The 12,113-nt window shown below is 59.5% G+C and carries 13 protein-coding genes; 2 read left to right on the top strand and 11 right to left on the bottom strand.

Annotated features, from left to right (window positions below; translation table 11 throughout):
* Nucleotides 1-20 precede the first annotated feature (20 nt).
* The 4 genes from AC1DCP_RS14190 to AC1DCP_RS14175 all read right to left on the bottom strand — a co-directional run bounded on the left by AC1DCP_RS14190 (nucleotide 21) and on the right by AC1DCP_RS14175 (nucleotide 2,963).
* The gene (locus AC1DCP_RS14190) at nucleotides 21-752 is read right to left on the bottom strand and encodes an amino acid ABC transporter ATP-binding protein (RefSeq protein ID WP_149916238.1); all 732 of its coding nucleotides are present in this window, start codon (nucleotides 750-752) and stop codon (nucleotides 21-23) included.
* The gene (locus tag AC1DCP_RS14185) at nucleotides 733-1,392 is read right to left on the bottom strand and encodes an amino acid ABC transporter permease (protein WP_149916237.1); all 660 of its coding nucleotides are present in this window, start codon (nucleotides 1,390-1,392) and stop codon (nucleotides 733-735) included. The genes AC1DCP_RS14190 and AC1DCP_RS14185 overlap by 20 nt, the downstream gene beginning before the upstream one ends.
* Nucleotides 1,389-2,093: an amino acid ABC transporter permease gene (locus tag AC1DCP_RS14180; protein ID WP_476774361.1), complete on the bottom strand. Its 705-nt coding sequence runs from the start codon at nucleotides 2,091-2,093 to the stop codon at nucleotides 1,389-1,391. The genes AC1DCP_RS14185 and AC1DCP_RS14180 overlap by 4 nt, the downstream gene beginning before the upstream one ends.
* Nucleotides 2,094-2,159: 66 nt before the next feature.
* Nucleotides 2,160-2,963 carry a transporter substrate-binding domain-containing protein gene (locus tag AC1DCP_RS14175; RefSeq protein ID WP_004431321.1) on the bottom strand — a complete coding sequence of 268 codons (804 nt, stop codon included), beginning with the start codon at nucleotides 2,961-2,963 and terminating at the stop codon, nucleotides 2,160-2,162.
* A gap of 296 nt (nucleotides 2,964-3,259) precedes the next feature.
* On the opposite strand from AC1DCP_RS14175, the gene AC1DCP_RS14170 reads away from it, so the two are divergent.
* Both AC1DCP_RS14170 and AC1DCP_RS14165 read left to right on the top strand, forming a co-directional pair.
* Nucleotides 3,260-3,580 (top strand): hypothetical protein, encoded by a 321-nt coding sequence (locus AC1DCP_RS14170; RefSeq protein ID WP_004431319.1) that lies wholly within the window; start codon nucleotides 3,260-3,262, stop codon nucleotides 3,578-3,580.
* Nucleotides 3,581-3,737: 157 nt separating this feature from the next.
* Nucleotides 3,738-4,760 (top strand): LacI family DNA-binding transcriptional regulator, encoded by a 1,023-nt coding sequence (locus AC1DCP_RS14165; RefSeq protein ID WP_025594918.1) that lies wholly within the window; start codon nucleotides 3,738-3,740, stop codon nucleotides 4,758-4,760.
* A 61-nt stretch (nucleotides 4,761-4,821) separates the two neighbouring features.
* Here AC1DCP_RS14165 and AC1DCP_RS14160 read toward each other — a convergent pair whose 3' ends face one another.
* From AC1DCP_RS14160 to AC1DCP_RS14130, 7 genes are all read right to left on the bottom strand, one after another.
* Nucleotides 4,822-5,850 carry a trans-3-hydroxy-L-proline dehydratase gene (locus AC1DCP_RS14160; RefSeq protein WP_476774360.1) on the bottom strand — a complete coding sequence of 343 codons (1,029 nt, stop codon included), beginning with the start codon at nucleotides 5,848-5,850 and terminating at the stop codon, nucleotides 4,822-4,824.
* A 10-nt stretch (nucleotides 5,851-5,860) separates the two neighbouring features.
* Nucleotides 5,861-7,570 (bottom strand): cis-3-hydroxy-L-proline dehydratase, encoded by a 1,710-nt coding sequence (gene lhpI, locus AC1DCP_RS14155; RefSeq protein WP_149916236.1) that lies wholly within the window; start codon nucleotides 7,568-7,570, stop codon nucleotides 5,861-5,863.
* A gap of 111 nt (nucleotides 7,571-7,681) precedes the next feature.
* Complete coding sequence (locus tag AC1DCP_RS14150) at nucleotides 7,682-8,923, bottom strand: NAD(P)/FAD-dependent oxidoreductase (RefSeq protein ID WP_476774359.1); 1,242 nt, start codon at nucleotides 8,921-8,923, stop codon at nucleotides 7,682-7,684.
* Nucleotides 8,923-9,645 carry an amino acid ABC transporter ATP-binding protein gene (locus AC1DCP_RS14145; protein ID WP_004431309.1) on the bottom strand — a complete coding sequence of 241 codons (723 nt, stop codon included), beginning with the start codon at nucleotides 9,643-9,645 and terminating at the stop codon, nucleotides 8,923-8,925. The genes AC1DCP_RS14150 and AC1DCP_RS14145 overlap by 1 nt, the downstream gene beginning before the upstream one ends.
* Complete coding sequence (locus AC1DCP_RS14140) at nucleotides 9,638-10,291, bottom strand: amino acid ABC transporter permease (protein ID WP_004431304.1); 654 nt, start codon at nucleotides 10,289-10,291, stop codon at nucleotides 9,638-9,640. Before AC1DCP_RS14140 ends, AC1DCP_RS14145 begins: the two co-directional genes overlap by 8 nt.
* A gap of 12 nt (nucleotides 10,292-10,303) precedes the next feature.
* The gene (locus AC1DCP_RS14135) at nucleotides 10,304-10,969 is read right to left on the bottom strand and encodes an amino acid ABC transporter permease (protein WP_019566704.1); all 666 of its coding nucleotides are present in this window, start codon (nucleotides 10,967-10,969) and stop codon (nucleotides 10,304-10,306) included.
* Nucleotides 10,970-11,040: 71 nt separating this feature from the next.
* A complete protein-coding gene (locus tag AC1DCP_RS14130) occupies nucleotides 11,041-11,847 on the bottom strand; it encodes an ABC transporter substrate-binding protein (protein WP_013761084.1) in 807 nt (268 codons plus the stop codon).
* Nucleotides 11,848-12,113 lie beyond the last annotated feature (266 nt).

Genomic DNA, 12,113 nt, shown 5'->3' with positions numbered 1-12,113 from the left:
ATGTCCTTGTGGATCAGGCGCTATTTCACATCGGCCTTGACGAATTGCCGGAGTTCCGGTGTTTGCGGATTGGCGAAGAGTTCTGCCGAGCGGCCCTGTTCCCAGATCTTACCCTTGTGCATGAAGATGGTTTCGGTCGCCACACGGCGTGCAAAGGCCATTTCATGGGTAACAAGGATCATGGTCATGCCGCCCTTGGCGAGGTTTTCCATGACCGTCAGCACTTCCTCCGTCAGTTCGGGATCGAGTGCAGAGGTCACCTCGTCGAACAGCATCACCTTCGGCCGCATGGCAAGCGAACGGGCAATCGCCACGCGCTGCTGCTGGCCGCCGGAAAGCTGGTCGGGATAGGAATCGAATTTCTCCGACAGGCCGACGAGTTGCAGAACCTCGCGGGCAATGTCCTTCGTTTCCGACTTTGCCACGTCCTTGACGATACGCGGAGCGAGCATGATGTTTTCACCGACCGTCAGATGCGGGAAAAGATTGTAGCTCTGGAACACGATGCCGACATCGGTGCGCAGCTTGCGCAGCGCTGTGGCATCTACGCCCAGCGCATGGCCGGCAATTTCGATGCGGCCCGAATTGATCTTCTCCAACCCGTTCATGCAGCGCAGCAGCGTGCTCTTGCCCGAGCCGGAGCGGCCGATGAGGGCGAAAACTTCACCACGGCCGACGGTCAGCGACACGCCTTTAAGGACTTCCAGAGCGCCAAAGCTCTTGTGAACGTTTTCAACGATTACTTCCGGCATGAAGCCTCCTTTCCAGCCAACGAGACAGCTGGGACAACGGGTAGCAGACGATGAAATAAAGCACGGCCACCGCGACGAAGACGCGGAACGGCTGGAACGTGGCATTGTTGATAAGCTGCCCCGCTCTCGCCAGTTCGACGAAACCGATGATTGATGCGATGGACGTATTCTTGACGACCTGAACGGCAAAACCGACGGTCGGCGGCAGGGAAATGCGGATCGCCTGCGGCAGGATGACGTAGCGATATTGCTGGGCGCGGGTGAGAGCCAGCGACTCGGACGCCTCCCATTGCTGCTTCGGCACCGCCTGGATGCAGCCGCGCCAGATTTCGGCGAGATAACCCGACGTATAGATCGTCATCGATGCGCCGGCAGCAATCAGTGGCGGCAGTTCAAGTCCGGCAAGGCTTAGGCCGTAATAGGACAGGAACAGGATCATCAGCACCGGAATGCCCTGGATGACCTGGATATAGGTGCCGGCAGCGATACGCAGCGCCTTCAGTTCCGAGGTGCGGGCAAGCGCCACGAAGAAACCGACGAGGCCGCCGCCGATGAGCGCAATGATCGTCAGAAGCACGGTCCATTGCAGGGCGGTGAGCAGGAAGCCGAACTCGTTCCAGCCGAAAGTTCTGAGTGTCATGACTGCACCTCCGGCAAGGCGGTCATCGTCTTGCGCGCCACGCGGCGGCCGAACAACCACATGCCGACAAGGGCAAGGATGAGCCGCAGGCTGAGCGCCAGCGCAAGATAGATGAGCGTGACGACGAGATAGACCTCGAAGGAGCGATAGGTCTGCGATTCCACGAAGGCAGCGGCGGCCGCAAGCTCATGGGTGGAGATGGCCGAACATATGCTCGATGCCAGCATCATCAGCACGAACTGGCTGCACAGCGAAGGATAGACCTTGGCGATAGCAGGCACGATGATGACGTGACGATAGATCTGATATTTGGTGAAGCCCAGAGCCTCACCCGCCTCGATCTGTGACTTGTGCACCGCCTCGATGCCGGCGCGGATGATTTCCGTGGAATAGGCGGCAAGATTGATCGTCATGCCGATCAGAGCTGCCGTATCGGCTCCAACGCGAAAGCCGAGCCCCGGCAGACCGAAATAGACGATGAAAAGCTGCACAAGAAATGGCGTGTTGCGGATCACCTCAACATAGCCGTCCACGATGATGCGGACGATACCGCCATTGATGGAACGCAGCGAGGCTAAAAGAATGCCGAAAGCGCAACCGAGCACGATGGAGAGGACCGATAGCTTGATCGTCAGCCATATGCCGCTCAACAATTCGTTCTGATATTGGGCAAGCGCGCCGAATTGAAATGTATAGGACATGCGTCACTCCGTGGACATTTCCCGGCCCGCCGGAATTTCTCCCGGCGGGCGCGTTGAATGGCTCAATCAGAAGCTAGGCAGTTGCGGCAGCGGACGGCCGGTCCACTTCACCGAGATGCGGTCGAGATCGCCCGACATCTTCATGAGATAGATGGAGGTGTTCAGCCACTGACGCAGCTCGAAATCCTCAATCTTCGTCGCCATGGAATTGCCCTGCTGGAAGAAGGTGAAACCGACCTGCAGACCGGCTTCCGGACGCTGCTTGATGATCGCCTCACCCACCGTGGACGGCAGGGCGACGGCATCCACCTGACCGGCAAGCAGAGCCTGGGCGCTGGTGGAATCGTCTTCGTAGACGACGATTTCGAGACCTTCGACATTGGCCTTGCGCAGCGCGGTTTCCTGCGAGGAACCGCGATTGACCGAAACACGCTTGCCCTTGAGGCTGTCGAGATTTTCGAATTTCTGGTCCTTGCCGGAGATGATGTCCATGTTGAAGGCGCTGTAGGGCTGCGTGAACATGACGGTCTTGGCGCGTTCACCGGTCGGTGCGAGCGTCGCGACAAGGAAATCGACCTTGCCGGTCTGGAGCGCCGGAATGCGGGCCGGCGGCGTCAGCGGCACCAGTTCGACCGGCAGCGACAGGTAAGAGCCGATCAGATTGGCGACATCAACGTCATATCCGGAAGGATTGCCCTTCTCATCCACCATACCCATCGGCGGCGCGCCGGTGAGAACGCCGATCTTGACCTTGCCGCGCGCGGTGATCTCGCTGAGCGAGACGGCATGGGCCGAGGTGGTGGCGGCTAGCGTTGCTGCGGCAACACCGACTGCGACGGTCATGTTCTTCAAAAATCTGGAAATGCTCATGGTTTCTCCTCCAACCCTTTATTTGCCGTCCGCACGGGAACAGCGGCCTTTGCGCAAACCGAAAAATGTTCTCGATAACATTTCAACCCGATTTGCAAAAAACTCCTCCCAAGAAGACGCGAAGATCCAAAACTGTTAGAATTCCCTATGAAATTCAATGATTTTGGCTGGTTATCGATTTTCCTCTGGTCGACACCATTTCGCGTTCTTGGCAGGATCAATAATGCATGTTATCGGTATCATTGCAAGTCCGATCTACAGAACTGTTGCATCGGGCATTCATTCGGGAGGGAACCATGTATACACGCTCGGCAATTTTTGAAGGCAAGATCCACGCCGGTCGGGAGGAGGAGTTTTTCCGCATTGTCGAGGAAAAGCTTCTGCCGGTCTGGAAACGCATGCCGAACGCGCAGGCCGTGCGCGTCATGCGCACCGAGCGTACGGACCCGGACGCGGCGGCCATCATTATGGTGCAGGAAATCGACTATCCGTCGATTGAGGCTGTGGAAGAAGCGCTGGTTTCGCCTGTCAGACTGGAAGGCCGGGTGCTGACGGACGAGATGATGAGCATGTGCGACGGGCGTTTCTATCACCTCGTCTACCGTCGCATCGCATAAATCCGGTGCACGCCGCACCGATCTGCAATCATGCGGCGTGCTTTCCCTTGATATCTTCGTGTATGTCTTGTCCTGAACCGGTTCTAATTCAGGGAGACATGCTTTGGTGGAGCGCACGCCCTTGGCCGCAGCGTTAGTCACGTCAAAAAAAGCAACCATGAGCGACGTCTCGAAACTCGCGGGCGTCTCCAAGATGACCGTTTCGCGGGTGCTGGCCGATCCGGCGCTGGTGTCTGAGGACACGCGCCAGAAGGTGATGAAGGCCATCGAGAAGCTGGGCTATGTTCCAGATAGAATCGCCGGTTCGCTGTCTTCCCGGCGCACCAATTTCATCACCGCCATCCTGCCGACGCTCACCAACTCCAACTTCGCCGACAGCGCACAGGGGCTCGCCAATGCTCTGCGGGCGGCCGACTACCAACTGCTGATCGGCTATACCATGTACGATCTCCAGGAGGAGGAGCGCGTCATCCGCACCATGATGGAGCGCCGGCCCGACGCCATAGTCGTTGCCGGAACGGTGCATACCAAGATGGCGAGCGAAGTTTTGATGCGCGCCGGCATCCCGATTGTCGAGATCTGGGACGTTCCCGAACATCCCATCGACCATGCGGTAGGCTTTTCCAACTACGAAGTGGGAAGAAACGCCGCCAAATATTTAATATCGCTTGGATTTAAGAGAATTGGCGCACTGGGATCGCGTGCGGATGGCGATGTAAAGGACTGGCGCGGCGAAAGCCGTCTGCTCGGTTTTGGTGCTGCACTTCGCGAAGCCGGGATTGCCGACGACCTCATCATCCGCGAGGGCAGCGCCCCAGTCTCCTACGACCATGGGGCCAAAACGCTCGGCTCATTGCTGGCGAAGGCGCCGGATGTCGAAGGTATTTTCGCGGTCTCCGATATTTCCGCCGTCGGCGCACTGATGGAGTGTCATCGTCGCGGCATTCATGTGCCCGAACAGATTTCCATCCTCGGCTTCGGCGATTTCGACATCGGCCGGCAATGTTATCCGGCGATTTCAACGATCCGTGTAGACGCCCAGATGATCGGCCGAAAAGCGGGCGAATTGCTGCTTTCCATATTGGAAGCGGAAAAAGGCGCTGCCGTTCCCGAAGGCGCGCGGGTGGATGTCGGGTTCGAGTTGATCGTGCGCGAGACGACGAAGCGGGTGGGCGGGTGAGGCGTTCCCTCCCTCATCCCTGTGCTGGTCACAGGGATGAGGGAAGTACAGTGTATCGTCCTTATCGAGCGCCCCAAGTGTCCGTCAGACGATATCCTTCCGGCCACGGATCGGAAGGATCAAGCATGTGCTGGTGAATGCCGGTGATCCAGCCGCGGCCGGAAATTTCCGGCAGGATGGCCGGGCGGTCGCCCACCGTTGTCGTTCCCAGAATGCGACCGATAAAGGTGGAGCCGATGAGCGACACGGCCGTCAGCGTTTGGCCTTCTTTCATCTCACCGCGTGCATGCAGCACCGCCATGCGGGCCGAAAGCGCCGTACCGGTCGGTGAGCGATCCACCTTGCCAGGCTGGATGGCGACGGCGGCACCTGCCCGCAGGCCCTCAGCGGTGCGCTCCACCTTGCCCGCAAACAGGCAGAAGGAAAAATGACGCCAATCGGGGTTTTCGGGATGCTCGAAACCCAGAGCCTTGTTGGCGGCATTGGTGATGCGCACGCCGAGACGGGCAATCTCGTGCGCTTCATCCGGCTTCAGGCTGAAGCCCATCGCCTCGGCGTCGACGATGACGAAACTGTCGCCGCCATAGGCCGTATCCACCTTCAACGTACCGAGACCCTCAACCTCAAGCTCTACATCGAGCTTCGCGGCAAAGCTCGGCAGGTTCTGCACGAAAATGCGTTCGGCCTTGCCATTGCGGCATTCGGCACGCACCTTCACAAGCCCGCCCGGCGCTTCAAGCAGCATATGGGTTTCCGGCTCCTGCATTGGCACGATACCGCCATCCAGAAGCACGGTGGAAACGCAGATGGAGTTGGAGCCCGACATGGGCGGGGTATCTTCCGGCTCCATGATGATGAAGGCGGCATCCGCGTCAGGATGTTTTGGCGGCACCAGAAGATTGACGTGGCGGAACACGCCACCGCGCGGCTCGTTGAGCACGAAATTGCGCAGGGTCTCATCGCGGGCGATGAAACGGCTCTGTTCCCAGATCGTCTCGCCCGGCGGCGGCCTGACGCCGCCCACGATCACATCACCCACCTCGCCTTCCGCATGGGCGGAGATGACGTGAACTGTCTTGATACTGCGCATTTAGTGCTCCTCAGGAAAGCCAGGATGGAAGACGGGAAATAGCACGGCCGGTCAGTGCGCTTTCAACACAGTCGGCAAGGCTGCCGAAACGCACCGCGCGGCCGCTGAGGCCAGGACCGTAGTGGGCGTACTTGCCCGAATTGGTCATCAGCGCGCGCGTCCTGGTCGGAAAGACCGGTTCGGAAATCGAGCACCAGCACAGATCAGGCAGTACCTGGACGCCACTGTCATGCAGGCTTTGCAGGGTGCCGTCCCGTTCTGCTGCGTCGATGACCTGCTGTCCGGCAGTGACGATGACGGCAACATTTGCATGACGCCTGCGTCCGTTGAAGGCGGACGCCAGCGCGCGGCATTCCTCCAGCGAGGCATGCGGGCTGCCGATGGCAACCAGTTGCACATCCTCTGGTCCCTCATTCAGAAGCGACCAGCCTGCGGCCATATCAGCAAGCGAAACTGTGACGGTTTCCGCCGTTTCGACCGGCTCCAGTCCCGCTTCCGGGGTGACGCCCTCGATATGCAGCATGGGAGCCGCAGACGTGGTGCCGAAAGCGGCGCAGAGCGCCTTCAGATCATCCCGCGAAGGCTTTGCTGCACCAAGACCGCGCAGAAGCGGAATGCAATCGGGGGCTGCCTTGCCAGCGAGATAACCGATGAGCGGCCAGAAGGCGTCATTGATATCCTCAGGCAAAGCGACATCGACAATGCGTTGCGGTCGGCGGTTTTCCTCAAGATAGACGCCGGACAATGGCGCCCTGCCCGTCAAGGCAATGCAGAGATCGAGAAAATCCGGATGTTTAGCCGTGCGTGCGCCGAGAACCGTATTTGCGAAAATCACGGCATTCGATTCGGCCCAGGCGATCATGTCGCCGGCCTGCGGCGCGCTGTCGAGCAGATATGGCGAACAGGTAAAGGTGGGGCGACAGCCCATGCGTACATAGGCATCCGCCAGCCTTGCGGCGGGATCGCCGAAATCCTCCGGCACGCCCTGCGCGCGCCAATGCGCCTTGTCCACCGAGATGGCGTTCATGGTCGTCGGCACGCGCACGCTTGCGCCCATCTCCGCCATCTTCTCTGCAAAGGTGAGATTGGCGGGGCTGGCATAGATGCAGCCGTCAATATGACCCTGCGTGACATCGACGAGCGCTGACGCCCCCTGCTGGGCGGCCATGGCGACAATGATGCGCATGGCCTGCTGCACGGCAATGCCGTCGCGGCCCTCGAGCATTGCCCTGTCGTCATTCTTGAGATCGAGATACGTCGTCGCAGGCGGCGCGATCGCGAGGGAAACGCCATCAGCCTCAATGGTATTTTCATCGATACGCACATGAGAGGCTTGGGAGAACCGCGCGAAATTCTCCGCGTCCAGGCGCAGCACCGGCAAAGGCTTGCCGAACATTTCCGCAGCGATCAGTGCACCCAGCGTCAGCACGTCTTCGGCCTCGCAGAAGACAAGCGCTGAGGGTGCGCGGCCCGTCAGGATGAGATCGAGCAAAACGCCCGAACCGGTGCAGGAGCCACGGCTTGACGGCATGAACAGCACACCGCCGGTGAGACAGACGCCATGCAGCGGGTGGTGCACGTCAATCACCTTGCCGGTGGCGGGATCGACACCGCCCCAGAAACTCAGCGCCTCTGTCGTGGCGATCACCACGCCTTCAGCCGCGCCCGGCAGGATGCTGCGCGCCTGAGGAACGGCTGTTGTCGAACCGGAAGAAGACATCGAAAATCTCCCCAAAAGCATTTCCAGTAAAAGTGCGTAGCGGTTTTGCGTCTGGAAAATGCGTAAAAAAAACCAGAGAATTTTTGCGTTTCGGAGAAAAGCCAAAATTCTCTAGAAACGTTGTGGCGAAAATGCCCTTGTATCGATGGCGGGTTTTTGCCCCGTCAGTAGATCGGCGACGATGCGGGCCGTGCCGGCCGATTGCGTCAGCCCCAGATGGCCGTGGCCGAAGGCATAGACCACCCGCGCCGTATGCCGCGCCGCACCAATCGCGGGCAGGCTGTCGGGCAGCGACGGGCGAAAACCCATCCATTGTTTGCCGCCTTCGGTTTTCAGGCCTGGGAGAAAACTTGCCGCCTTGGCGAGAAGCGCCTCGGAGCGGGCGAAATTGGCCGGAAGCTCGAGCCCGCCCAGCTCCACTGCACCGCCGACGCGAATGCCGGTCGAAAGCCGCGTGACAACGAAACCATGGCCACCGAAGGTCACCTGCGTGCGCAGATCGAAGGCGCCTGAAGGCAGGGTGGTATTATACCCCCGTTCCGTTTCCAGCGGAATTTTTTCCCCAAGCGAACGCGCAATGCGATGCGAAAATGCGCCCGCCGCCAACACCACCTTGCCGGCCTTGCGGGTGCGCCCGTCATGGCTCACCACTTCCACACCGTCTTCCAGCGGCCTGAGCGCTGCGATGTCGAGACGTTCGATACGACCGCCGATGCTGCGGAAATGCTCGGCAAGAGCCAGCGTATAGAGCTTCGGGTCGGCGATGGAATGCCAGCCGGGCGTGAAGGTGCCGCAGGTGAAACGCGGTGCGATGCCGGGCTGTATCTCGGCCATCTGCTCGGCATTGAGGTGCCGGAACTCGATGCCATGACGCTCGCGCGCCTTCCAGCCGGCAAGCGAGCCTTCGAATTCGGCTTCGCTTTCATAGACCTGGAGATTGCCCTCCTTGCGCAGCATGGCAATCGTGTCGGTTCTCCTGAGAAACGGCTCAAGTTCAGATTTCGACAGGTCCATCAGCGCCGTCTGGGAGGCGGTGGAATGTTCAACCTTCGAGGCGGCACAGGCGCGCCAGAACCGGAACATCCATGGTGCAATCTTCAGCGCATAGGCAGGCGGTACGCTGAGAGGCCCGAGCGGGTCGAGAAGCCACTTCGGCGCTTTCCAGAGAATGCCGGGGGATGCGAGCGGCAGGATATCGGTGAAGGCGAAGGCACCGGCGTTACCGGCGGAAGCGCCGGCCGCCGGGCCTTCGCGATCGATAACCGTGACCGAAAGGCCGCGTCCCTGGGCGGCAATAGCTGCCGAGAGGCCGACAACGCCGGCCCCTATGACGATGACATTGTTTGCAGACATTACCGCACGCTCGACAGGAATTTCTGCGTCTCGGGGTGCTGCGGCGCGCCGAAAAGCTGATCCGGCGTGCCGATTTCCGCCATCACGCCCTGGTGGAAAAAGGCGACACGGTTCGACACATCGCGGGCGAAGGCCATTTCATGGGTGACGCAGATCATCGTCATGCCCTCGTCGGCCAGCATCTTCAGCGTATCGAGCACTTCGCCCACCAGCATCGGGTCGAGCGCTGAGGTGACTTCGTCGAACAGCATATATTCCGGCGACATGGCAAGAGCGCGGGCAATCGCCATACGCTGCTGCTGACCGCCAGACATGCGGTTCGGATAGACCTTCAGCTTTTCGGCAAGACCGACATGGGTCAGTTGCTTGACCGCGATTTCCTCGGCCTGCTCTTTCGAAATGCCAAGCACCTTGCGCGGCGCCAACATGACGTTTTCGAGCACCGTCAGATGCGGAAAGGCATTCCATTGCTGGAAGACGATGCCGACCTTGCGACGCAGCTTGTTGAGGTCGGTCGATTTGGCATGCACCTCGGTGCCGTCGATGACGATCTTGCCGCTATCGATCGGCTCCAGGCCGTTGATGCAGGTCAGCAGCGTCGACTTGCCGGAGCCGGAACCACCGATGATAGTGACGACCTCGCCGTTGTTGACGGTCAGGTTGATCCCTTTCAGAACCTCCAGCGGGCCGAAGGATTTGCGGACGTTTTCGATCTCAATCATTGGGGGACCACCGTCTTTCGAGATACCCGCCGAAACGGGCGATGGGGAAGCTGATAAGGAAATAGATGGCGCCGCAGATCATGAGAATGGTCAGCGGTTCCTGCAGGCGGGTGACGAGGATCTGCGAGGCACGCAGAAGCTCGATAAGTCCGAGCCACAGCACGAGCGCCGAATCCTTCATGACGCCAAGTGTCAGGCCGATCCAGGCGGGCAACGACACGCGAGTTGCAAGCGGCAGCACGATGTAGCGCATGTCCTGCGACCAGGTCATGCCGAGTGAACGGCAGGCGCGGCGCGTGTTCGACGGCACCGCTTCGATGCCGCCACGCACGATCTCGGTGCAGTAGGCCGCCGTATAAAGCGACAGAACCACGCATGAGGTGGTGAATGGCGGCCAGCCGAGCTTGGCGATCGACTGGAAGGCATTGCCAAGGACCAGCTGGATGAGGAGCGGCACGGAGCGGAAAACATCCAGCACGAAGGTCAGCGGCAGCGACCAATAGGCCCCGAGCTGGAAGCGGATGACACCGAAGATGATACCCATGAGGGTGCCAGCCGTCACGGCAACGGCGGTGACGGCAAGCGTCATCCCCGCGCCCTTGGCAAGGAAGGCAAGATCACTCCAGGTGAGAGCGGTTTCAAACATGGCGCACCTCTCTCAGTAACGAAAAAGACGAGCGGCCAGCAATCTGGCGGCAAGCGTGACGATCTTGGCGATCACGTAATAGATGACCGCGGCAAGCGCGAAGAATTCGAAGGTCCGGAACGAACGGGCGTTCAAGGCCTGCGTGACACCGGCAAGATCCGTATTCATGCCGACGGTGACACCGAGCGAGGTCATCAGGATTGCCCAGACCATCTGGTTGGTGGCGGGCAGGAAGGCGACGCGCAGCATCTGCGGCATGATGATGAGACGGAAGGTCTGCATCGACGTCATGCCGAGCGAACGGCCGGAGCGCGTTTGCGTATCCGGTATCGCCTTCAGCGCTCCACGGAAGTTCTCCGCAAGATAGCCCGCATTGTTGAAGGCGATGCCGGCCAGAAGTGCCGTATAGGGGCTGAGATGAATGCCGAAATTGCCAAGGCCGAAATGGGCCATGTAAATCTGGAACAGTGCCGGCGTGTTACGGGCGATTTCCACCCAGACGGCGGCAATGGCACCCAATATCCGGTTACCGGAAAGCCGGAACAGGGTCAGCACTATGGCGCAGGAAAGACCGATCACCATCGACAGGATCGCGATCTGCAGCGTCACCACCGCACCGTCCAGCAGCTGCGGCAAAGCCTTCAGCGCCTGATTCCAGTGGAATGTATAATTGAACATAACCGTCTCACCTTTTCAGAAACGATCAACGGCGCGATCGATCCGACCGCGCCGTTTGGGAAAAGTTCCGATCAGCGATAGACGCCGTTGACGGTGAGCGAAGGAACTTCGCCGCCAACCCATTTTCCGTAGAGTTCGGCGTAACGGCCGGTGCGAACCTGCTGGTTGATGAACAGGTTCAGATAGTTGATGAAGCCATATTCATCGCGGTTGGTGAAGAGAGCGACATAATCGATGTCATAGGGTGCCTTGCCGACCACCGAGATGCCGGCAAATTTGCCGGTCTTGACGTTGGCCTGTGCAACGGTCGAGGTCGAAACGGTGGCGTCGATCTGGCCCTGGCTGAGCGCGAGGAACACATCGGCCTGCGTCTGGTAAGGACGGAACTCGCCTACGCCCCATTCCTTGACGGTCTTTTCGAGCGCAATGGCTTCGAACGTACCGGCAGTCGCGCCGACGGTCTTGCCCTTCATGTCCTCAAAGGATTTGACGCCGGACTTGTCGTTGGCGGTGACAGCCATTTCGAAGGCGAAGTAAGGCACGGTCATGCCAACCGTCTTGGCGCGCTCAAGCGTATCGGAGGTGGAGGCAACGCCAACATCGACGCGGCCGGACATCAGCGCCGGAATACGTTCCGGGAAAGGTGTCTCGACGATTTCAGCCGTGACGCCGAGCGCCTTTGCGAGATCATTGCAATAATCGACATCGAAGCCGATCGGGTTGTTGGCGTCATCACGTGCGCCCATGGGCGGGAAGTCGAGCACGACCGCGCAGCGCAGCGTACCGGACGAAATGATGTCGTCAAGCTTGTCGGCCTTGGCCGGAGTAATAGCGAAAGTGGCGGCCAGCAGGCCGGCGACGATGACCGATTTTTTCATTGTTGATTTGCTCCCAGAATTGCTCTGCCATTGAAGGCGAGGTCACTATTTCCCCATGGAGGCGATAAATCAACATAAAAATACAATGAGTATACAAAAAGAATTTTTGCAGCAGCGAACAGTGCTACGGCAGCGAGCTTGCAATTCGGGACCGAAGAGCACGTGAAAATGACGCCCTGGTTGGGCAGTTCCGCCCTACTCTCATCCCGGCGCTTGTGGCAGGAATGGGCACCGGACGCAGAATGCCGAAAAGACAAGTTGCAATA

The sequence above is a fragment of the Agrobacterium sp. 10T429 genome (genome assembly GCF_056393925.1).
Note: the sequence above shows the minus strand (reverse complement) of the source record. Positions and strands in the feature narration are given on the sequence as shown.

What these genes read in the sequence shown, in the direction of transcription:
- AC1DCP_RS14190 (WP_149916238.1), bottom strand. Translation starts at nt 752, where the DNA reads ATGCCGGAAGTAATCGTTGAAAACGTTCACAAGAGCTTTGGCGCTCTG.
- AC1DCP_RS14185 (WP_149916237.1), bottom strand. Translation starts at nt 1,392, where the DNA reads ATGACACTCAGAACTTTCGGCTGGAACGAGTTCGGCTTCCTGCTCACC.
- AC1DCP_RS14180 (WP_476774361.1), bottom strand. Translation starts at nt 2,093, where the DNA reads ATGTCCTATACATTTCAATTCGGCGCGCTTGCCCAATATCAGAACGAA.
- AC1DCP_RS14175 (WP_004431321.1), bottom strand. Translation starts at nt 2,963, where the DNA reads ATGAGCATTTCCAGATTTTTGAAGAACATGACCGTCGCAGTCGGTGTT.
- AC1DCP_RS14170 (WP_004431319.1), top strand. Translation starts at nt 3,260, where the DNA reads ATGTATACACGCTCGGCAATTTTTGAAGGCAAGATCCACGCCGGTCGG.
- AC1DCP_RS14165 (WP_025594918.1), top strand. Translation starts at nt 3,738, where the DNA reads ATGAGCGACGTCTCGAAACTCGCGGGCGTCTCCAAGATGACCGTTTCG.
- AC1DCP_RS14160 (WP_476774360.1), bottom strand. Translation starts at nt 5,850, where the DNA reads ATGCGCAGTATCAAGACAGTTCACGTCATCTCCGCCCATGCGGAAGGC.
- lhpI (WP_149916236.1), bottom strand. Translation starts at nt 7,570, where the DNA reads ATGTCTTCTTCCGGTTCGACAACAGCCGTTCCTCAGGCGCGCAGCATC.
- AC1DCP_RS14150 (WP_476774359.1), bottom strand. Translation starts at nt 8,923, where the DNA reads ATGTCTGCAAACAATGTCATCGTCATAGGGGCCGGCGTTGTCGGCCTC.
- AC1DCP_RS14145 (WP_004431309.1), bottom strand. Translation starts at nt 9,645, where the DNA reads ATGATTGAGATCGAAAACGTCCGCAAATCCTTCGGCCCGCTGGAGGTT.
- AC1DCP_RS14140 (WP_004431304.1), bottom strand. Translation starts at nt 10,291, where the DNA reads ATGTTTGAAACCGCTCTCACCTGGAGTGATCTTGCCTTCCTTGCCAAG.
- AC1DCP_RS14135 (WP_019566704.1), bottom strand. Translation starts at nt 10,969, where the DNA reads ATGTTCAATTATACATTCCACTGGAATCAGGCGCTGAAGGCTTTGCCG.
- AC1DCP_RS14130 (WP_013761084.1), bottom strand. Translation starts at nt 11,847, where the DNA reads ATGAAAAAATCGGTCATCGTCGCCGGCCTGCTGGCCGCCACTTTCGCT.